This window comes from Paenibacillus sp. FSL W7-1088, assembly GCF_037969855.1.
Classification (GTDB): Bacteria; Bacillota; Bacilli; order Paenibacillales; family Paenibacillaceae; genus Paenibacillus.
The window spans coordinates 6,859,453-6,879,398 of record NZ_CP150216.1 but is presented as its reverse complement, the minus strand read 5'-3'; the positions used below and the strand labels follow the sequence as shown (position 1 = coordinate 6,879,398).

Below are 19,946 nucleotides of genomic sequence, written 5' to 3'. Positions count from 1 at the left end.
ACTCAGGAGGGACCATGATGAATTGGAAGCAGGCGGCTATGGGCACGCTCGGGGCAATCGTCCTATTATCGGCAACAGCATGCGGGGGAACAGCGAAACCAGGGGATCATACACAGAACGGGAAATCAGGCACGGATATTACGGTGAAGGATAATACAAATACGTCGGTATACCAGAGCTTTAAACTGGAGAAAATCGATAAACTGCCGAATATGCGCGGGGTAGCGTGGCTGAGTAATGACTTGATTTTGTCGGATAAAGAAAACGAGTCCATGAAGCCTGTCACGGTTGAGGGTGAGAAACGTTATCCGCATAACTTATACATGTACGATCTTACGAAGGGTACAGATACACCCGTGAAGGAAAGTGAAGTGAGTCTGGGCTCACCACTGGTGTCACCGGATAGTCAGTATATTTTTTACAGAGAGCCAGAGGAATCGACAGGCAAAGGCTTCATTCTGAACCTGCACAACGGGGAAGTGGTACCTGTGGGCCAGGATGATGGATTTGTTTTTGAAGGAGCATGGCTGGATAAGGAGCATGTCGTTTTTCCAAACATGAATGGAGATATCATATCAGCAAGTGTAGATGGAACGACCAAAGCGCTGGTCAAGACGGGAAATTTCAATATAAGCAGTGTCAGCGTTTCGGGGAATGTGATTTACTACATCACAGGCACGGACGGACAGTTGAATAGCTACGATACGAAGACCAGGGAAGTGAAGCAGGTGTTGAAAAGTGTAGAGAGGGTAATCCCGTCCAACGATGGCTCAAGACTGGCGATTGTGAAAAAAACAGCCGATACCAAACGGGCGCTGGTGCTAACCGATCTGGAAGGGAATGAAAAAGCCACACTTGCCAGAGGCACGCAGATCTTCGGCACGAGCTGGTCTGGTGACGATTCCAAAATCGCCTACACGATCAATTCAGAGAGTGATGAGGAGAAAGGGCTGTTCGTCTCCAATACGGAATCGGCGGAGCAGTTCCAGGTCTCGGCCGAAATGGATAACGCATCTGATCCGTTGAGCTGGAGTCCGGAGGGCAACCGAATTTTGCTGTCACAGGCAGTGCAGGAAAATGAATCGTACCACTTTGTCACCTCGGTCATTACGATTTCGCAGTAAATCATCATCGAAAAAGAAACAAATCAGCAGGGCGGGCCTGACTCCTATTGAGTTGGGCTTTTTCTGTACCTGTAACGCTGGTTTTCTGGGTTATACTGAAGAGACGAGAAGTGAAGGGGGAACATGATCATGGATGAAAAGGACTGCCGTCTGCTGCTGAGCGTTTCCGAGGAAAGCAGTCTGACCAAGGCTGCGGAGCGCATGTTTATGACCCAGCCGGCTTTGACATACCGTTTGCAGCAATTGGAGAAGGAATTTGGCGTGCCACTTATCGATAAAACGTTAAAAGGCGCCAGGTTCACTCCCGAAGGAGAACATCTCGCAATTTATGCCCGTAAAATGCTCAATGAGCTTAACCAGGTCAAGGAGCAGTTGTCGAACATTCGGAATGAAGTCAAAGGAACGCTGCGCCTCGGGATTGCCAATCATTATTCGTTGTACAAGCTTCCTCCCTTATTGAAGCAGTTCAAGGAGCTGTACCCTGAGGTTCAGTTTGCTGTGACCTGTGCACTGAGTGTGGAGGTTATGGAACTGTTGATGCGGGATGAAATTCAGGTAGGTGTCACACGGGGGGAGCATCCATGGTATGAGGGGAAACATCTGCTGCACGATGAACCGGTCTGCATTGTATCCCGTGAACCCATCAATCTAGATGAACTTCCCGAGCTTCCGCAAATCGCATTTCAGGAGCCCTTGACGAAAACGGGTGGATCTCCCGTGAGCCCATTCCGCGAGGGAGTGGCGGCCTGGTGGTATGAGCGCTATGAATGTTCACCAACTGTAGCGATGCGTGTGGACAGCTATGAGACATGCAAGGAAATGGTGCGTTATGGGCTGGGTTATGCGATTATTCCGGGCATTTTCGTATCTGCTTCGGATGGCCTTCATCAGCAGGAGCTAATCCGACAGAATGGACAGGGAGTGCGGCGTAATACGTGGTTGGTGTATAAGGAAAGTGTGCTGCAGCAGGCAACGGTGGGTCGCTTTGTTGACTTGATGAAAACGGCTGGAACACAGCATGTTGTGGACGGAAGCTAGGTACAGACATAGCGGAATCGATGCATTGCTTTATGCATAATTATCCGGTGTTTTATTGTGAAAAAGGGTGATTTATTGCTATTGGACAGTGTCGTTTTCATAGGGAGTACCCGTTCGAAGGATGTACATAAGATCAAAATGTATACCGGTTTAGTCTTAGCTAACATGCAAATAAACCAGTCCTATACTAACATCTAATGATATTCATATGTCATGATCTAGCGAGTCCATAAAATTTTTTATGGGCTATTCCTTAATTTTTTTGAATTTACTTATGGCTTGGCCGCACATACAATATATCCAACCTAATTGTATATTTATTCGATTGAATTGAATATAGAAATGCTGTATTTGGAGAAAGGCGGCCAAACAATATGTATCCTGACCCAGCTCATATGAAGCAAAAAATCAAAGAAACTGTAGATCGGCTGGACCCCGACTTGCGGGAATTATCGCTGCGCATTCACGCTAACCCTGAACTTAGCTTTCAGGAAGTCCAAGCACAACAATGGTTAACCGAACCGCTGGAAGCAGCCGGATTTCAGGTGGAAAAAGGCATTTCAGGCCTCGACACCTCGTTCCGAGCTGTATGGGAAGGCCAGCCAGGTGGACCCACGATTGCACTGCTCGCTGAATATGATGCACTGCCCCGCATCGGACATGCCTGCGGACATAATTTGATCGGAACCTCTGCTGTAGGTGCAGCACTTGCGCTCAAGGAAGCTTGCCCTGATCTTCCGGGACGGATCATCGTTCTTGGCACACCGGCTGAAGAAGAGGGCGGCGGTAAGATCATTATGGTGAACGATGGCGTATTCAATGAGATGGATGCCGTCATGATGTGTCACCCGCAGCAAAAAACGATGGTACTGAGAGGTGCGCTGGCTTGTGTGGACGCAACCTTTACGTTCCACGGCAAACAGGCACATGCTGCCTCATCTCCTGAGAAAGGCATTAGTGCGCTAGATGCCTTGGTCAACGCGTACGCGGGAATAAATTCACTGCGTCCTTATTTGAAGGATGACGTTCGGGTGAACGGGATTATTACCAAGGGTGGAGATGCGCCCAACGTGGTGCCTGAGCTGGCTGAAGCCGTATATATCATTCGGGCGAAGACCGTTGAAGAACTGAAAGTCGTCATGGACAAAGTTTACCGCGTCGTGCGCCATGCTGCGGAAGGCGTTGGCGCTACGGTAGATATTACAGAAGGTCTGATCTATGCCGAGCGGAATAACAACAAAACTCTGGCGGGTCTGTTCCAGCAGAACCTGGAGGATATGGGCATTGAAGTGCATGATCCACCGCAAACAGGCGGTGTGGGTTCCTCGGATATTGGTAACGTAAGCCAGATCACAGCCGCGATCCATCCGTATATTCGGTTAGGAGATGCGACAACACACACACCTGAATTTGCCCGGCTTGCCGGAGCAGAGGAAGGCATGATTGAGCTAAACCGTGCGGCGAAGGCCCTTGCACTGACAGCGTTCGACCTGTACGCAGACAAGGCAGCATTGCAGCAGGTACGGGATGAGTTTGAAGCATGGAAACAACAGAAGGACGAGGGATGATGAATTGGAAAACATAACAAAACAAACACAACAACGGCGTACATGGTTCAAAATGCCTCACACCTTCGTCATTTTGTTCATTTTGGTGCTGGTAGCTACCGTGCTGACCTACATTATTCCCGCTGGGGAATTTGATCGGGTCAAGGATGAGGCGACAGGCAAATCTTTGCTCGTTCCGGGTTCTTACCATCATGTAGAGGCCAATCCAACGGGACTATGGGATATTCCCAAGTCTATCGTTCGCGGACTGGTTGATTCTGCGGACGTTGTATTCTTTATTTTCATCATCGGCGGAGCATTTCAGATCATTACGAGCACGGGAACGATTGAAGCTCTTACAGGTAGGGTAGCCCGTTCGTTCGCGAATAAAGGATTATGGGTCATCCCGGTATTCATCACCTTGTTCTCAGTTGGTGGCTTTACGATGGGGATGTCCACAGAGGTCATGGTCTTTGTACCAATCGGGATCGCCATTGCGCGTGCGCTGGGGTATGACGCTTTAACGGGTACGGCGATGATCTCGCTGGGGGCCTCGTGTGGTTTTACCGCGGGATTGCTTAATCCGTTCAATGTGGGACTGGCTCAAGCCATTGCAGAAGTACCGATCTTCTCGGGCATGTGGCTGCGCGCCATTATACTGGTGTGCCTCATCGCCGTGACAAGTATCTATATTATGCGGTACGCGTCCAGAGTGAAGTCTGATCCAACTCGCGGTTTGGTGCATGAGCTGGAACAGGAGCAGGCAGCAGATACACCTGCGGTCGACCTGAACAAACTGCCAACGATTCGCATCACACATATTCTGACCATCATTACAATTGTAGCTGGCTTTGCCCTGTTAATCTGGGGTGTGTCCAAAGAAGGCTGGTGGATGGAAGAACTGGCGGCTCTTTTCCTGAGCATGGGCGTGATCGCTGGTCTTGTCTCCGGGTTCGGTCCTAGCCGAATTGCGAGTGAATTCGTCAAAGGTGCAAGTGGCATTGCCTATGGTGCCTTTATCATCGGTCTGGCGAGAGGAATTATGGTTGTCCTCGATCAAGGCAACGTAATTGACTCCGTAGTATACGGGATGTCTACAGCGGTTGGCGAATTGCCGTCCTCCGTGCAGGTATTGGGTATGTACTTCTTCCAAAATATCATGAACGTGTTCATCACCTCGGGTACAGGTATGGCCGTAACAACGATGCCGATTATGGTTCCATTATCGGACCTGCTCGGAGTTACCCGTCAGACTGCCGTACTGGCGTTCCAGTTCGGAGACGGTTTTACCAACATGATTTTGCCAACGTCTTCAGCATTGATGGGCAGTCTCGCGGTATCCGGTATTCCGTATCAGAAATGGGTTAGATTCTTCTGGCCGCTGATGGTGATGTGGATCGCTATGGGTATTGTATTTATGCTTATTGCGAATGCCATTCAGTATTCTTAGAAAAACAAAGAGCCTGTGTTCTATGGAGCCCCTCTCAAACTTCGAAAGGGTACTGCCAGAACGCAGGCTTTTATCTATGTTTTTTATTTTGGCATGCTCAGCAATAATTTAACCGCTTCTGCACGTGTAGTGTTGTCTCTAGGAGCAAAGGAGTTCAACCCTTTGCCGTTCAGTAGCCCGAACTTTTGCAAGCCAGCAACAGCTGTTTTGGCCCAGGACGGAATCTGATCATCATCTGCAAAGGATGATTGGGTGCCAGAGTCTGCCTTTAATTGCATGGCGTTGGCGACCATGACAGTCATCTCTGCACGAGTGACAGCTTCATTCGGGCGAAAAGCCCCTTTTGAGTCTCCTTGAATAAATCCCGCCTGTAAAGCACGCGCTACAGCAGACTGTGCCCAAGCTCCTATGTTTGAACGATCGGTAAAAGATAATGTCGCTTCCGTGTACTCTGTGTTCAGGGTATTCATCAGCATCACCGTAAACTCTGCACGTGTAATGGATGCATCCGGCTTGAATGTTCCATCAGCATATCCTTTAACGATGCCTTGAAGAGTAGCTTGCTGGATGACTTCTTTCGCCCAGTGTCCTTCGACATCATGAAACGAAATGTCTGCTGGCTCTTTGGGCTGATCAACCGCCAACACGGCGAATTTGGTAAAATGATCTACGTTCACCCGAATGTGCTTGCCTTCCACAGTAGGTTCACCAGCGGAAAGCCAAACCTGTTTTTCTTCATCAAAGTAGAATAGTTTAGCCTGCTGATTGCTCTGCAACTTTGATGGATCAAATGTCAGGGTTATGGTTACGGGCACAGTGAAGTTTTGAGGAGCGTTCTTGAGCAGTTCATATACCGGGCTGAGCAGCTGGACCTGGTGGGTCAGCGAGGCAGAAGGATCTGCAATCTGTTCAATGGTAACCTTGAGTTCCTGGTTCATCGCCCCGGCAGGGATGGATATCATAATGTCATTGCCCAAACTTAATTGCCCGGCGTGCCCCGCTGCAAGTGTTAAACGTCCATTCGTGGACGAATGGGTTAGGGTATCAGGCGGCGAAGGGGGACTGCTCGACCCGTTGTTATTCTGGTTACCAGAGCCGCCGCCGCTGCTGTTACCATCATTACCACCTGATGGTGGCGTGGAATTAACACTCCATTTGGCATATAAGGTCAGATCGGATGTGATCTCTGTTTGAGTAAAGTTGAATGGAGTTTTCAACTCGGGATCTGCATACCAGCCTGCAAACGTATAGCCAGAACGGCTTGGCGAAGCAGGTGCTGAAAGTTTCTTTTCGTATTCAACAGCTGCATCGGATACTGCTGATCCTCCAAGTGTATTGAACGTTACCTTATATGTGTTTGGTGTCCATTTTGCATACAATGTGGTGTCCTGGACAATCGATCTAGTATTCAGGTCAAATGGCGTACTCCATTCAGGCTCAGTATACCAGCCAGCGAAAGTGTGTCCTGCTTTGGTTGGAACGTCAGGAGCTTTCACCAACTCACCATACGTGACTGTCTGATCAGGAACCACTGACCCACCATTAGTTTCGAAGTTAACGGTATAGGAGTTGACCGTCCATTTCGCATACAGGGTGAGATTGTGGGTGACAGTTGTATTATCGAAATCGAAAACTTGGTTCAAAGCTGAGTCATTATGCCAGCCAGCGAAAGTGTATCCTGCTTTAGTTGGATCTGCTGGAACAATAACCTTGTCACCGTAATATACCGTTTGTTCGGTTACTTCAGAACCACCGTTACTGTTAAACATTACAGTACGCGGTGTATAAAAACTGAAATGTAGGCTTGTGGTATTGCCTGCACTATCGGTAACAATCAGTACATATTCTCCTTCAGATTGGACCGTTTCTCCGCTGCTGAAGAGTGAACCGTTCAGAGTGGCTGTTCCTTCATTAAAAGTGATTGTTGGGCCTTCATTGTATTTTCCATTATCGGTGACACCCGATACAACAGGAGCTGCTGTATCAATGGAAAAAGTCAACGTTGTACTGCCAATACTGTTGGTCACCACCAAAGTATAAACGCCGTCGGCCATTACTGTAGTGCCACTCGTGAATGCAGCGCCATTCAGCGTAGCCGTACCGTTATCAAAGGTTGGTGTCACCGTATGATTATATAATCCGCCGTCCGATACACCGCTGACTATTGGGGGGATGCTTTGCTTAACGTTTATGGTCACTAACACTGGAATACTTGTATCCCATTGATTCTTGGCACTGTAGGTGAAGCTGTCGCTGCCCACATAATTGGTGCTTGGAGTATAAGTAAACGCTCCATCCGCATGCAGTACCAGTGTTCCGTTCATCGGGCCACTTTTCAAAATAACGGAAGATGCATCGCTATCATTGGCAAGCAAACCAGGCGCAGGCACAACCAAAGCCGAGTTTGAGTTGGTGGTATAGGTGTCTTCGGCTGCTACTGGAAGTCGCACACCGTCTAAAATGGGGAATGTTCCTTCATTTGAAATGTAATATACGAGGTCAGGCTGGCTGCCATTCAGATTGGGCACTTTAAATTCGCTCGAACCATTGCCGCCAAACTTGGTGCCCAATAGACTAAACAGGGGCTGATTATTGTTGGTGGTAAGAGTGGAACCATTCGCCAATATCCAGTTTTTTAACGGAAGATTGACTAACATGGGAATAATCTCACCTATGAACTCATTACCTGTACCTTTCTCGGCTTGGTTGGTTGGGTCCGTAAATATAGCGTAATGTACACCATTAATCTCTGGGAGGTTAGGCAGCTTGAATTCATCCGGTTTGTCTGATCCGTAGGTTGTACCAATCATTTCATATAGAGCCGAGTATACGGATGTATTAACGCTCCGGCCATCAGCAGATAACCAACCCGTAGGAGAGTAGGCATAAGGAAATAGGCGAACCTCGCCTAACACCGCATTTTGGCTGAATGGATGGTCTGTGTTTCGGGGAGGGAATGTACCATTCATAGCTATGTAATAGCCCATCCCTTCTGGTGCAGCGTGGGTAAGGTCAGGTAAGGAAAATGTTGATTTTCCGTCACCGCCATAGTTATTTCCTAGCAGCGAGTAGAGCTCTGTATTTTGGTCTATAGAGAGCGTCTGTCCTCTGGCGGGCATCCATCCTGTCGGGCCGGCGCTATACGGGAATAAACGGATCTCACCAACATAGGGAACTGCTGCCGCAGCGTGCGCCGGCTGTACAATGCTCGAAAGATTCCACAGGCCACTCAGTCCAATGAGGAATACCAGCCCGATGATGCTTATTTTCTTGAATAGTGATAAACGTACCAATTTTACACCCGCTTTCCTAACAAATATGTTTACGTTATGCTTAGTTCTGTCTACTGCACTTTCTAATTTCACAGGGGTAGGCCATATAAGGATGAGCTTAGTTTAAATGATCCCTATTCAAAAAAAAATAAATTTTTCGTCCAAATTTAAAATAATTCTTCGGATTTTCCAGAAGCACATCATATATGTAAAATATGTTCCATAACTTTCATCCCTTTCTATACATTTATATTGACTAAGCTATTCCGCTTCCGATAAACTAGAATGCAGGAATAAAAGTCGAATGTTCAAAGCAGCAGTTCGAGACATTGTTTCGGACGGCTGTTTCTTTTCTTTTTAATAAGCAAGGTTGCAACGTTGTAGTCTTGTCGGATGATCCGGCCAATAACAACATGGAATAGGAACAGGTGATACACATGTGTAACAGCGCGTACCGCGTGCTTTTATATTATAAGTTCGTGAAGATTGAAGACCCTGAAACGTTTACGCAAGAGCATCTGCAATACTGTAAGGACCTGGGGGTAAAAGGCCGTATTCTGATTGCCTCGGAAGGCATCAACGGTACTGTATCCGGTACACCAGAGCAAACCGAGCAGTATATGAAGGATATGCATGCCAACCCGCTGTTCAGCGATATGGTATTTAAGATTGATGATGTCGAAGAGCATGCGTTCAAAAAAATATTTGTTCGTCACAAAGCCGAGCTGGTTACGTTCCGTGTGGACGAAGAATTGGACCCGAACGTCATTAGCGGTAAACGGTTGTCCCCAAAAGAATTTTACGAGCATCTTCAACAGGAGGATGTTATTGTAATTGACGGCCGTAATGACTACGAGTACGAAATTGGTCATTTCCGAGGTGCGATTCGTCCGGACGTTGAGTCGTTCCGCGAGTTTCCGGAATGGATTCGGGAGAACCTGGGTGACATGAAGGACAAAAAGATCATTACCTACTGTACTGGCGGCATCCGTTGTGAGAAGCTGACTGGGTTCATGATTAACGAAGGTTTCCAGGACGTGGCACAACTTGATGGCGGAATTGTTACCTATGGTAAGGACGATGAGGTACAAGGTCGTCTGTTTGATGGCAAATGTTATGTATTTGACGAGCGTATTTCCGTGCCGATTAACCGGACGGATGAAGATATCGTGATTGCTAGCTGTTATCACTGTGGAACGACACATGACCGTTATATTAATTGTCCAACCTGCAACCTGCAGCATGTATGCTGTGAGGATTGCGAAGAGACGCATAACCGCTTTTGCTCGGATGCCTGCCGGGAGGCAGCACCGGTAACCGCATAAGCAGGGAGAGCAGGTGCTGAACGTGAAGCGCGAAGAGGAACGAACGACGCGTGAACGGATTTTGTTCATGCTGAAGCAGCAAGGCACAATGACCGCAAGGGAAATGACAGCTGAGCTTGGTCTGACCGGCATGGCGATTCGCCGTCACCTCACGGCACTGGAGCAGGATGGATGGATAGAAGTTCGGGAAGCCAGAGCGACAGCAGGACGTCCATCGGCTGTGTACCATCTGACGGTACGCGGGGATAGCTTTTTCCCAAAATCATATTCATCACTAACCCTGGAGCTGCTGGAGGAACTGTCGGATTCAGCGGGCAGCGGTGTCGTGGATGCATTGTTCGAGAGCCGTCGGGACAAGCTGCTTCGCAGCGGACAGCCGCAGATGGAAGGTCAGGATCTGGCCGGACGTGTCGAGGAACTCGCGCGTATACAGAATGCAAACGGATATATGGCGGATGCCTCCAAGGAAGAGGATGGCACCTATGTGCTTACCGAGCTGAACTGCCCCATTGTGCAGGTAGCGAGTGTCTATAAACAGGCTTGCCGTTGTGAACTGGAGCTGTTCCGTTCATTGCTACAGGCTGATGTGGAACGCACCGAATGTTATGCAGAGGGCGGCAAAAAATGCACGTACCAGATTCGCGAAGCGGCTGGGAATTAGCATGTATGGAGATTGTTTCGATCACTCGAAACAGTCTCTTTTTTTTGAAGATTTTTAATATGAAAAATCTCGGCTAGTAAGTTGACTTGACACATGAATTAAACCGTAATAACATACGTTATATAACATATGTTATCAACGAGGGGAGGAGAAAGAAATGCCACCCAAATCCGACATTACGCAGGACAAAGTATTGTCTGCCGCCTTTGAGCTTGTACGGACCCAAGGCTTGGAGGCGCTAACTGCACGAAACGTTGCTCAGGCGCTCCATTGTTCCACCCAACCGATCTATAGTCTCTTTAATAACATCGAAGAGTTGAAATCAAACGTGTATGACAAGGCTGCCGAATTTGCCCGTCACAGTATGGTGGAGTATAAGGACGATGCGAATTCCCCTGCGTTGAACCTGACCATCGGTTTCCTGTACTTTGCACAGAACGAGAAGCAGCTATTTCGAGCCTTGTATCTATCAGGTTATCGGCAATATAACCCTCACACAGATCAGTTTCTGGGCGAAGAGTTAACTACGTTCTATATGCGATATAGCAGACGGTTACAGAATGTATCTGTCGAGCAACTCAAGCGCATTTTCTTAAAGCTCATGATCTATTTAATCGGCATCGGAACACTTCTGAACTCGCACACCTTGGAGCTGGACATAAAGGAAGCGATTGAAATGATCCGGGAAATGTACGAGATGTTGCTGCATAAGGAAGGTCTCACTTATTAAATCCGTTGAAGGGGTGAGCAGCATGGTCCATAGGCTTGGCCACAAAATTGGTGAAGGTGGATGTGCGGAGGTGTTCGAATGGGAAGATGGAAGCAAGATCGTCAAGCTGGCGAAGCCCAATACCGTTACGGCTGCATTGGAGGCCGAACTTCATCACTGTCGAATAGCTTCCTCGTGTGGGCTGCCGGTTCCCCAGCCATATGACCTGGTGACTGTTGAGGGACGATCAGGTATTGTATTTGAACGGATTGATGGCGAGACGATCATGAAGCGCTTTGTAGACAGATCAGTAGAGCAGTACCGTATGCAGCAGCCTTTGGATATCAGGGAGGACTTTGTAAATGCCCGAATTACAGCACAGCTCTTTCACCAGATTCATTCGCATTCGGTTGCCCATATGCCGAGTCAGCGGGAAAATTTCAAGCATAATATTCTAGCAGCACAATATCTGACTGAAACGGAGAAGGCTGCCGTGATTGACCAATTGGATCGATTACCAATGAAGCAGCAGCTATGTCACGGTGATCCCAATCCGGGTAACATACTTCTTAGGGACAATGATGCAGTCATTATCGACTGGAACAATGCCTCTACCGGAAATCCCGAAGCTGACTTGGCCGAATATATCATTATGATTCGATACGCCATACTGCCACCTCATCTGCCACATGAGGCGATGGTTGCTCTTGATGCTACGAGAGAGGCAAGTATCCACATCTTTATGGAGGAATATGAGAAGCTGTCCGGTATTGGTTATGCAGATATCGAACCCTGGATTACGCCTGTTGCGGCACGCAAATTGATCGCGGATGCCATATCGGATGCGGAGAAAACAATGCTCATACATGAAATTAGAAAAAGACTCGATACTCCACATATATGAATAATAGCCTATCTATTAGCTGTGCAACATTACCATCTACAGAACATTGTGGGTGGTTTTTTGATTTATGTAATGTTTTCTCTCACGTATCTGCAATGAATCCAAATTGGAAGCGGTTCAACCATTGACGGGAAACATGTCGCACCTTAATATTAGGGAAACAATAAAATACCAACACGAGTCATGGACTTCAGTCGCATGAGAAAAGTCTATATTTGTCTGCTTTTGTCGATCAAAGCAACAATGCGTTGAAGCGTTCGTTTTGTCCCGCCCTATCGTGTCACTTGGATAACGATGAGGGCATCAACATTTTAGAAGATGGAGAGGGGTTCTCACACATGAAAAAGAAATTCTTAATGTCTCTGATGATGGTTGCATCTATGATCGTAGCGGCAGGTTGCGGAAATAACAGCGGCGGTAGCACAACGACCGAGGGATCAGGCAGCACAACAGATGAAGGTACGGCAGAAAAATCGTATCGCATTGCGATCTCGCAAATCGTCGAGCATCCATCGCTGGATGCCACACGTGAAGGATTCATTGCAGCGCTGAAGGATGCTGGTCTTGAAGAGAACAAGAATCTGACGATTGACTACAATAACGCTCAAGGCGATTCAACGAACAACCTGTCCATTGCCCAGAAGATTGCCGGGGATTCCAAAAATGATTTGATCCTGGGGATTGCAACACCATCCGCACTGGCTCTGGCTCAACAAGTGAAGGATAAGCCATTGCTGTTCGCGGCAGTGACGGACCCGCTGGGTGCCAAACTGGTGAATGACATGGACAAGCCAGGCGTCAATGTAACAGGTGCATCGGATACGAACCCGGAGGCGATTGTGCAATTGGCTGATTTTATCGCCAAATATTTGCCGGATGTGAAGACGGTAGGACTGGTTATTAACGAGGGCGAACCGAATGCGGTTGTGATGGCGAACAATGCAGAAAAAGCACTGGCTACACATAATATCAAGCTGGTCAAAGCACCAGTTACGAACACATCCGAAGTAAAACAGGCAACCGATTCTCTGGTTGGCAAAGTAGATGCCTTCTATATCACACTGGATAACTCGGTAGTTAGCGCAGTGGATACAATCATCCAGACAGCGAACAAAAATAAAATTCCGTTCTTCTCTAGTGACCGGGATACCGTGGAAAAAGGAGCTTTCGCAACTGTAGGTTTCAAATACTACGATCACGGATACCAAGTGGGTGAAATGGCTGCGGACATTTTGAAAAATGGTACGAAACCCGGTGACATGAAAGTCACCGTGCCGGACAAGCTGGATTTGATTCTGAACCTGAAAGCGGCTGAAGCTCAAGGCATTACCGTTACGGATGAGATGAAGGCAGAAGTGAAGGACCAGGATACCAACATTATTCAATAATCTGGCCGGAGATCCTCCGGCAGTAGGGATTCGAGGCGGACGTGCAGACGGGTTCGCCTCATTCTTTTCGATAGACAGGGAGGAAGCAATGTGAATTTGACTTGGGGTTCAATTGAAGGGGCAATCGAGCTTGGATTGTTGTATGCACTGATGGCACTGGGTGTATATATTACATTCCGCATACTGGACTTCCCCGATCTCACCGTAGACGGAAGTTTTACAACTGGAGGCGCAATCGCGGCGGTCATGATATCCAACGACTTCTCTCCTTGGCTCGCTTGCTTGGCAGCAATGGCTGGAGGAATGGTGGCTGGCGCCTGTACGGGTCTGCTGCACACCAAAGGCAAAATTAACGGGCTGTTATCCGGTATTCTGATGATGATTGCCTTGTATTCGATTAATATGCGTATTCTTGGTGCACCTAATAAATCCATTATGGGCATGGATAATCCCTTCTCGGGAGAGCATGTCATGATTATCATTATCGTGGTTGTGCTGGTATTCAAAATCATGCTGGATCTATTCATGAAAACCGATATCGGACTGGCACTGCGTGCTACAGGTGACAACAAACGCATGATTCGCAGCTTCGGCGCGAATACGGATGTGACCACCATCGTTGGTGTCAGTCTGTCCAACGGACTTGTTGCGCTGTCTGGGGCATTTATTGCACAGCAATCCGGTTTTGCAGACATTACGATGGGAATTGGGATGATCGTTATCGGACTGGCCTCCGTTATTATCGGGGAAGCCATTCTGGGTGCAAGAACCGTATTCTGGGCCACGCTTGCGGCCGTCGTCGGTTCAATTATTTACCGGATTGTGGTCGCGATCGCACTCCAGGTCGAATGGTTTGACACATCCGATCTGAAGCTGATCACCGCGGTGATCGTTATTATCGCACTTGTTTTCCCAACTATGCAGCGCTCCATGAAGCAGAAAAGTCTGGCTCGCAAACGAACCGAAGAGCTGATGGGCTCGTCGAGCCAACAGGCGAAGGGAGGCATGTGATCATGCTTGAGATTACACAAGTAACCAAACTGTTTAATCCGGGAACGACGGACGAGAAGACCGCACTGGTTGGTGTAAATCTGACCATGAATCCGGGGGATTTCGTGACGGTGATTGGCAGTAACGGCGCAGGAAAATCAACGTTGATGAACATTATCTCAGGCGTCATGAAGCCCGACATGGGCGATGTGCTGATCAATGACCGTTCTATCAAAAGCCTGCCTGAGCATAAACGCAGCAGTTGGATTGGCCGTGTGTTTCAGGACCCGATGGCGGGTACAGCACCGCATATGTCCATTGAGGAGAATATGGCGATGGCGTACAAACGCGGCAAGGGCCGTGGACTGGGCTTTGGAGTGACCCGTGCCAGACGGGAGATTTTCAACGCTCAATTGGAGAAACTCGGCATTGGACTCGACAAACGCCCCAATGCCAAAGTGGGTCTTCTATCTGGCGGTGAGCGCCAGGCGCTCAGCCTGCTGATGGCAACATTCACCCAGCCGCAAATTTTGCTGCTAGACGAGCATACGGCTGCGCTTGATCCTTCTCGTGCGGAGCTGATCACAGAGCTGACAGAGACGCTTGTACGTGAGATGAGACTCACAACGTTGATGGTCACACACAATATGGAGCAGGCCATACGTTTGGGCAATCGTCTAATTATGATGGACAAAGGCCGGATTATTTTGGACGTTAGTGAAGAGCGCAAGCGCACACTTACCGTACCTGAGCTATTGGGTGAGTTTGAACGTATCAGTGGTAAAAAAATGGCCGATGATCGCGTGGTGCTGGGTTAAATCCAGGAGCATCTTGCGATCAACCAAGAGAGCCAGTACATCTCAGTACAGAAACCTTTTGCGTTCTCGCAAAGGGTTTTTGTGGTATGTTGAACAGAATAAGGACTACAAGTAGTAAGCATACATAGGAGGGCCGAGCATGTCGTTACAATTCGATGAAGGAACATACACCGTAACCCGGCGTACCGATTCGATTCGCCTGCTGGCGAAGGAATTTGCACTGCTGCATTTTTTGTATGAAAACAAGGAAAAAGCCTTTACTCGCAGCCAACTGCTGGACCGGGTATGGCCCCTGGAATATCCGGTTGAACGCACCGTGGACGACCATGTGTATCGACTGCGCAAGAAGCTGAAATGTTGGGAAGAAATTGCACTGGAGACCGTGCGTGGTTATGGTTACCGGCTTAACATTCGATCGAATGTTGCGATATTGCCTTCTAACCCTTCCGCCCAAGATCAGGAGATGCGAGAAGTGATACATGGATTGTTCCGCAAATACCATCTGTATGGGCAGGGCAAATCGATGCTCACGCTGCTGGATCAGCAAGAAGCGCTGGGTATTGAGATTGATCCATTTTATCAGTTGTATATCCACTTTATTCAGGGAGATCTGGAATGGCTGATTACCACAACGGAAATTCCCTTCGAGGAACGTTTGTACTGGCTGCTGATTTTTACACATACCCTGATTGAACCATCGGAGAGCTTGCCCTTGTACGAAAAGGCTCTGAATTCATCCGCATTGTCTGCCGAACAGCTTCGAGAACTTCGTATTCTGAACATTGTTGAAGTCTACGCAGAGGTGGGCCAGTATGAACGAGCCAAAGCTCGACTTATTGAAACGTATCATGTGATGGAACAAGATGAACTGATCCATTTCAGACTTCCGGTAAAACTCTCAGCGTTGTATGTGGAACTGTGGGGTGGCAGCGGAGAAGCGGTAGAGGATAAGATGGCTGCTCTGCGTTCCGGGTTGAAAGATGCGCCATACTTGCGGGAAATCGGACGCTTTCAAGTTATGGAAGGCCTATGGCTGCTTAGACAAGGGAGGATCCGAGAGGCAGAGCCGAGAATGGACGATGGTCTGGACGTATTGAAAATGACATTGAACGCACCGCTATATCTCAATTCGGCCTACCAGATATTGTTGTTCATGGCACACCATCGCATAGAGGGGCGTCTTCGAACTAAATACCGTCAAGTCTATGCGGATATCTCCAAAAGTTACGGCGTGCCTGTTTATGGACAGCAAATTGTGGATGAAATCCGCACATTTTTATCCCCGTTTGCTCCATCCTCTGATCTTCCTCTGATATAACACCCTTATGATTACAGCCAAGGAACATATAAGCCAGCAACAAGGCTGTAATCAGGGGAGGAAGTATAACGTATGACCGTCATTTCAAATGAACCCAATCCATCATCCATTTCGTCCAATGGCTCCTCCAAAAGCCTATGGGCCAACTTCCGCTTTATGCGGATGTTTATTGCGTATTCACTCGCGACATTTGGAGATTGGTTTGACGCGCTCGCCATCCAGGTAATGGTCGCTTATCGTTGGGGTGCTGATCCGCTGATCATTGCCCTTATTCCGGTATGTATGGCTGTTCCGGGTATTGTACTTGGATCGGTGGCAGGTGCATTGGCTGATCGTTTGCAGAAGGTGAAAATCATGATGATATGTGATGGGATCACCGTTGTATTAACGGTTGCAATTCTGTTCGCGCCAAGTGCGGCTTGGCTGCTGCCGCTTCTTGCTTTACGAGCGATGATGGGGGTATTCCATGTTCCTGCGCAGCAGGCACTTACGCGCCAAGTGGTAGCAGAGCAGCATTTGTTCCAGGCATCGTCACTGAACGGTTTTGTGAACCAATGCTCCAAAGTAGCGGGGCCGCTGTTGGGTGCAGTCATTGTGGCCGTATTTTCACCACAAGTCTGTATTTTAATCAATGCTTGTACACGTCTGTTGTCCGGAGCCGTATTATGGCCTTTACGGCGTCTAACAGAGAATCCAGAATCATCTTCATCGGACGGAGGTCCTTTGGAAACGGGGGAGACCACGGAATCCCTATTCACTCAATGGCAGAAGGGTTGGCGTTTTATCCAGAGCAGCCGCACCCTTCTGAGTACGATTCTGTTTGGTTGCTTTGGATTAATGGCGATCCTGATGATCGATTACCAGTTTACGACGCTGTTTCGTGAGATCAAGCCGGGCAACGAAGCCCTGATCGGCTGGCTGGGATCATCCGCTGGGGCAGGTGCGGTTGTGATCATTCTACTGTTGAATCGACTTCCCCGAATCGGATATGGCTGGGGGCTGGGTGGAGGATATGTACTGATTGGTGCCGGAATCGCTGCGCTTGGCTGGGTCAGTTCCCAAACGTCCGAGTTCTGGATCATCATCTGGGGCTTATGCATCGGAGTGGGTAATGGCCTGTTTATGGTGACGTTGAATTACTTGCTGCAAAAGGAAACCCCTCCTACCTATGTAGGTCGTGTATTCGGTATTCAAAACTCGCTTTCCAGTGTCGTGCTGGTCGTAGCTCCACTTGCAGGCGGTGCCTTGATTCGGAGCGTGGGACCGAGTCCCACATTTCAATATATCGGAATGGCGACACTGGCTATTGGTTTGGCAGGCATGCTGCTGCAACGAATCTTATGGGAGGGGAAACAACCGCATCCGGCGGAGTCAACTGGAGAACTTGGGCAGAAGTCAGTCTGACAGCCATGATTACCATCGTTACGGTAAAAAGAATATAAACGATCAACAGCCGCTACGGACTTATCCGTAAGCGGCTATTTCGATCGAATAGGGCAGTACATCATACTTCCCACCAGGAGAAATAGGAGGTGGAGGCCATTAGTCCCCCAACAGTGAGGGAACCACTAACGGATAGGTTAATGGACTGACCGGGAGGAATTACGTAGCGTCCTAGTTCATTGGATAAAAAAGGACCTACCTGCAAAGGCATAGCCAATAAGGTTGTGCTACCCGTGGGGGCAGCTGCGGAGAATCGTACTGTTGCAATACTGGTGTTACTGCTTGATAAATTATTGTTTACGGGTGTTAGAGTGGTTGGTGATGTTATCGTTCCGTTTGTGCTTAGACTCATACTGCCGCTAAAGGAAGAGAGCAGATTTAGTGCGATGGTTATTCCGCCGGAGAGCCGTGATATATATACAGTTTTACCGCTCCCGGCGGGGTTTGTCAGTTGTACAGTAGCAATAACACTGCCACCCAGCAATCCTAGTGTCGTAGAGTTGGTTGAACCTGCATTATACAGATTTCCCGTACTGCCGGCATTTGTCTCAGGCGGAGCGACAATGCCGGGTGAAGTAAACGTGTTTGTGATGGAAGTATAGACAGGGCTGTTCTGCGGGTTGAATACGTTATGATTCGGCATTGTACATACACCGCCCTTTCTTCAATATACCATTCAGAATTCCCACCAGGAAAGATTGATTGCCGCGGTTTGGGAACCCGTTCCCACACTAATGGTTAACGTCTGCCCTGGAGGGACGATGATTGAGCCGTTCAGGTTTAACATATAGATGCCTGCCGTAAGGGGGATGCTGATCAGGCTTGTGAATGTTCCCGTTAACGTTCCTGTATTTTGTCTCGTTGTCATTACACTTGTATTGGCATTACCTAGCAATGTGTTGACCGGAGCAGATGTAGTGCCGCCCGTTATGGTTCCACCGGAGTAGACAATAAGCGTTGCCGCTGCCGTTGTGCCTCCGCTAATCCGGGAGACGTAAAGTGTGCGCCCGCTGCCCGTTGCATTCACTACCTGTAACAGGAGATTTAGTCCAGCTCCCACGCTGACACTGCCTGTTGTTAGTGTAAAAGAGCTGCCTGCCGCTGCCGCTCCTCCCTCTGGAGAGGACTCAATGCCGGGGGCGGAGAATGTATTGGTCAGTTGAGTATATAAAGGATCGTTGGATTGATTAAATACATTGGAATTGGTCAACTAATCCACCTCCAATCTGCATGAATAAAGATAACCAAAGCGAATTTTGGAATGGGCTGCTTTTATGGAAATTTTGAAATAGGAACGTGAAGAGGTTGTACTTACAGTGTATGTGGGGGATGAGGTAAGGGTTTGGGATACAAACAGTAAATCCTCAAATAACGGCGTATGCCGTGCCCGTATTTTACATGCAGGCATACGATGCGGAAGCACATTTTTTAAGGGGAAATCGATATGAGTCGAACAGCGAAGCGTAGCAAGAAGAGAACGAACCAACCAACTAAATATGTCAGCCGTCGCCAAACCCGTCGTTCCTGCCGCGCTAAATTGCTGAAACCTCCTTGTTCTCGGATTACTCGTCCCCGGTTCAAGCAGGGTACTTCCTCACGTACGACACTCCCTGGTGCTACTCACTGTTTTACAGAGCATACGTATGTCGGAGCCGAGACAAACGGTAGTATGAATTCTCTTCCGGCTCAAGACACCTCATCGCTCAGTATGTACACATATGGCATTGTAAATCGGGGCGAACATCCGGCTCTTGTGCAGATTCAGATCAGCCCTAATGCCAGGGACTATGCTGTGGACAGCCAGGAGGTGATCGCCGGAGGCCAGACCAAAGCGCTGGTGCCGCTGCGATTCCTGCGTTATACCCGGCTGGTTATCCAATCGGTTGAACCGGATCAGCCGACCCGGCTCGATGTTTATTTTCAGGCGCAGCGTATGCCGTAAGAACGTGGAATACAACT

Annotated in this window: 17 protein-coding genes; 15 read left to right on the top strand and 2 right to left on the bottom strand. The window is 48.4% G+C overall.

What is annotated here, in order from left to right; genetic code table 11:
- Window positions 1-14 precede the first annotated feature (14 nt).
- From MKY42_RS30960 to MKY42_RS30945, 4 genes are all read left to right on the top strand, one after another.
- Entirely contained in the window at window positions 15-1,124 is a 1,110-nt protein-coding gene (locus tag MKY42_RS30960) for a hypothetical protein (protein ID WP_339847241.1), read from the top strand.
- Window positions 1,125-1,253: 129 nt separating this feature from the next.
- Window positions 1,254-2,162: a LysR family transcriptional regulator gene (locus tag MKY42_RS30955; protein ID WP_339847240.1), complete on the top strand. Its 909-nt coding sequence runs from the start codon at window positions 1,254-1,256 to the stop codon at window positions 2,160-2,162.
- 395 nt (window positions 2,163-2,557) lie between these two features.
- Entirely contained in the window at window positions 2,558-3,730 is a 1,173-nt protein-coding gene (locus tag MKY42_RS30950; RefSeq protein WP_339847239.1) for a M20 family metallopeptidase, read from the top strand.
- Between the two features lie 4 nt (window positions 3,731-3,734).
- Entirely contained in the window at window positions 3,735-5,159 is a 1,425-nt protein-coding gene (locus tag MKY42_RS30945; RefSeq protein WP_256222239.1) for an AbgT family transporter, read from the top strand.
- Window positions 5,160-5,242: 83 nt separating this feature from the next.
- On the opposite strand, the gene MKY42_RS30940 is transcribed toward MKY42_RS30945, so the two are convergent.
- The gene (locus MKY42_RS30940; RefSeq protein WP_339847236.1) at window positions 5,243-8,452 is read right to left on the bottom strand and encodes an InlB B-repeat-containing protein; all 3,210 of its coding nucleotides are present in this window, start codon (window positions 8,450-8,452) and stop codon (window positions 5,243-5,245) included.
- A gap of 416 nt (window positions 8,453-8,868) precedes the next feature.
- Between MKY42_RS30940 and MKY42_RS30935 the strand changes: the two genes are divergently transcribed.
- From MKY42_RS30935 to MKY42_RS30890, 10 genes are all read left to right on the top strand, one after another.
- Window positions 8,869-9,756 (top strand): rhodanese-related sulfurtransferase, encoded by an 888-nt coding sequence (locus MKY42_RS30935; RefSeq protein ID WP_062321303.1) that lies wholly within the window; start codon window positions 8,869-8,871, stop codon window positions 9,754-9,756.
- A 13-nt stretch (window positions 9,757-9,769) separates the two neighbouring features.
- Window positions 9,770-10,417, top strand: coding sequence for a winged helix-turn-helix transcriptional regulator (locus tag MKY42_RS30930; protein WP_177185822.1), 648 nt, complete (start codon window positions 9,770-9,772; stop codon window positions 10,415-10,417).
- Between the two features lie 157 nt (window positions 10,418-10,574).
- Window positions 10,575-11,147, top strand: coding sequence for a TetR family transcriptional regulator (locus tag MKY42_RS30925; protein WP_090903222.1), 573 nt, complete (start codon window positions 10,575-10,577; stop codon window positions 11,145-11,147).
- 22 nt (window positions 11,148-11,169) lie between these two features.
- Window positions 11,170-12,030 carry an aminoglycoside phosphotransferase family protein gene (locus MKY42_RS30920; protein WP_339847225.1) on the top strand — a complete coding sequence of 287 codons (861 nt, stop codon included), beginning with the start codon at window positions 11,170-11,172 and terminating at the stop codon, window positions 12,028-12,030.
- Window positions 12,031-12,368: 338 nt separating this feature from the next.
- Window positions 12,369-13,418 carry an ABC transporter substrate-binding protein gene (locus MKY42_RS30915; protein ID WP_339847223.1) on the top strand — a complete coding sequence of 350 codons (1,050 nt, stop codon included), beginning with the start codon at window positions 12,369-12,371 and terminating at the stop codon, window positions 13,416-13,418.
- Window positions 13,419-13,508: 90 nt separating this feature from the next.
- Window positions 13,509-14,429: an ABC transporter permease gene (locus tag MKY42_RS30910; RefSeq protein ID WP_076287402.1), complete on the top strand. Its 921-nt coding sequence runs from the start codon at window positions 13,509-13,511 to the stop codon at window positions 14,427-14,429.
- 2 nt (window positions 14,430-14,431) lie between these two features.
- Window positions 14,432-15,226: an ATP-binding cassette domain-containing protein gene (locus MKY42_RS30905; RefSeq protein WP_063567603.1), complete on the top strand. Its 795-nt coding sequence runs from the start codon at window positions 14,432-14,434 to the stop codon at window positions 15,224-15,226.
- A 139-nt stretch (window positions 15,227-15,365) separates the two neighbouring features.
- On the top strand, window positions 15,366-16,544 hold the full coding sequence (locus MKY42_RS30900) for a winged helix-turn-helix domain-containing protein (protein ID WP_090903230.1): 1,179 nt from the start codon (window positions 15,366-15,368) through the stop codon (window positions 16,542-16,544).
- Between the two features lie 72 nt (window positions 16,545-16,616).
- Window positions 16,617-17,948 carry an MFS transporter gene (locus MKY42_RS30895; protein ID WP_339847219.1) on the top strand — a complete coding sequence of 444 codons (1,332 nt, stop codon included), beginning with the start codon at window positions 16,617-16,619 and terminating at the stop codon, window positions 17,946-17,948.
- Between the two features lie 218 nt (window positions 17,949-18,166).
- Window positions 18,167-18,589, top strand: a complete 423-nt coding sequence (locus MKY42_RS30890) for a hypothetical protein (RefSeq protein WP_090903235.1) — start codon at window positions 18,167-18,169, stop codon at window positions 18,587-18,589.
- Window positions 18,590-18,663: 74 nt separating this feature from the next.
- On the opposite strand, the gene MKY42_RS30885 is transcribed toward MKY42_RS30890, so the two are convergent.
- Entirely contained in the window at window positions 18,664-19,197 is a 534-nt protein-coding gene (locus MKY42_RS30885) for a hypothetical protein (protein WP_090903237.1), read from the bottom strand.
- A 234-nt stretch (window positions 19,198-19,431) separates the two neighbouring features.
- Between MKY42_RS30885 and MKY42_RS30880 the strand changes: the two genes are divergently transcribed.
- A complete protein-coding gene (locus MKY42_RS30880; RefSeq protein WP_179262562.1) occupies window positions 19,432-19,929 on the top strand; it encodes a DUF6385 domain-containing protein in 498 nt (165 codons plus the stop codon).
- Window positions 19,930-19,946 lie beyond the last annotated feature (17 nt).

Excerpts from the sequence above, each read along its gene's own strand:
- MKY42_RS30960 (WP_339847241.1), top strand. The coding sequence starts at position 15 with ATGATGAATTGGAAGCAGGCGGCTATGGGCACGCTCGGGGCAATCGTC.
- MKY42_RS30955 (WP_339847240.1), top strand. The coding sequence starts at position 1,254 with ATGGATGAAAAGGACTGCCGTCTGCTGCTGAGCGTTTCCGAGGAAAGC.
- MKY42_RS30950 (WP_339847239.1), top strand. The coding sequence starts at position 2,558 with ATGAAGCAAAAAATCAAAGAAACTGTAGATCGGCTGGACCCCGACTTG.
- MKY42_RS30935 (WP_062321303.1), top strand. The coding sequence starts at position 8,869 with ATGTGTAACAGCGCGTACCGCGTGCTTTTATATTATAAGTTCGTGAAG.
- MKY42_RS30925 (WP_090903222.1), top strand. The coding sequence starts at position 10,575 with ATGCCACCCAAATCCGACATTACGCAGGACAAAGTATTGTCTGCCGCC.
- MKY42_RS30920 (WP_339847225.1), top strand. The coding sequence starts at position 11,170 with ATGGTCCATAGGCTTGGCCACAAAATTGGTGAAGGTGGATGTGCGGAG.
- MKY42_RS30915 (WP_339847223.1), top strand. The coding sequence starts at position 12,369 with ATGAAAAAGAAATTCTTAATGTCTCTGATGATGGTTGCATCTATGATC.
- MKY42_RS30905 (WP_063567603.1), top strand. The coding sequence starts at position 14,432 with ATGCTTGAGATTACACAAGTAACCAAACTGTTTAATCCGGGAACGACG.
- MKY42_RS30900 (WP_090903230.1), top strand. The coding sequence starts at position 15,366 with ATGTCGTTACAATTCGATGAAGGAACATACACCGTAACCCGGCGTACC.
- MKY42_RS30895 (WP_339847219.1), top strand. The coding sequence starts at position 16,617 with ATGACCGTCATTTCAAATGAACCCAATCCATCATCCATTTCGTCCAAT.
- MKY42_RS30880 (WP_179262562.1), top strand. The coding sequence starts at position 19,432 with ATGAGTCGAACAGCGAAGCGTAGCAAGAAGAGAACGAACCAACCAACT.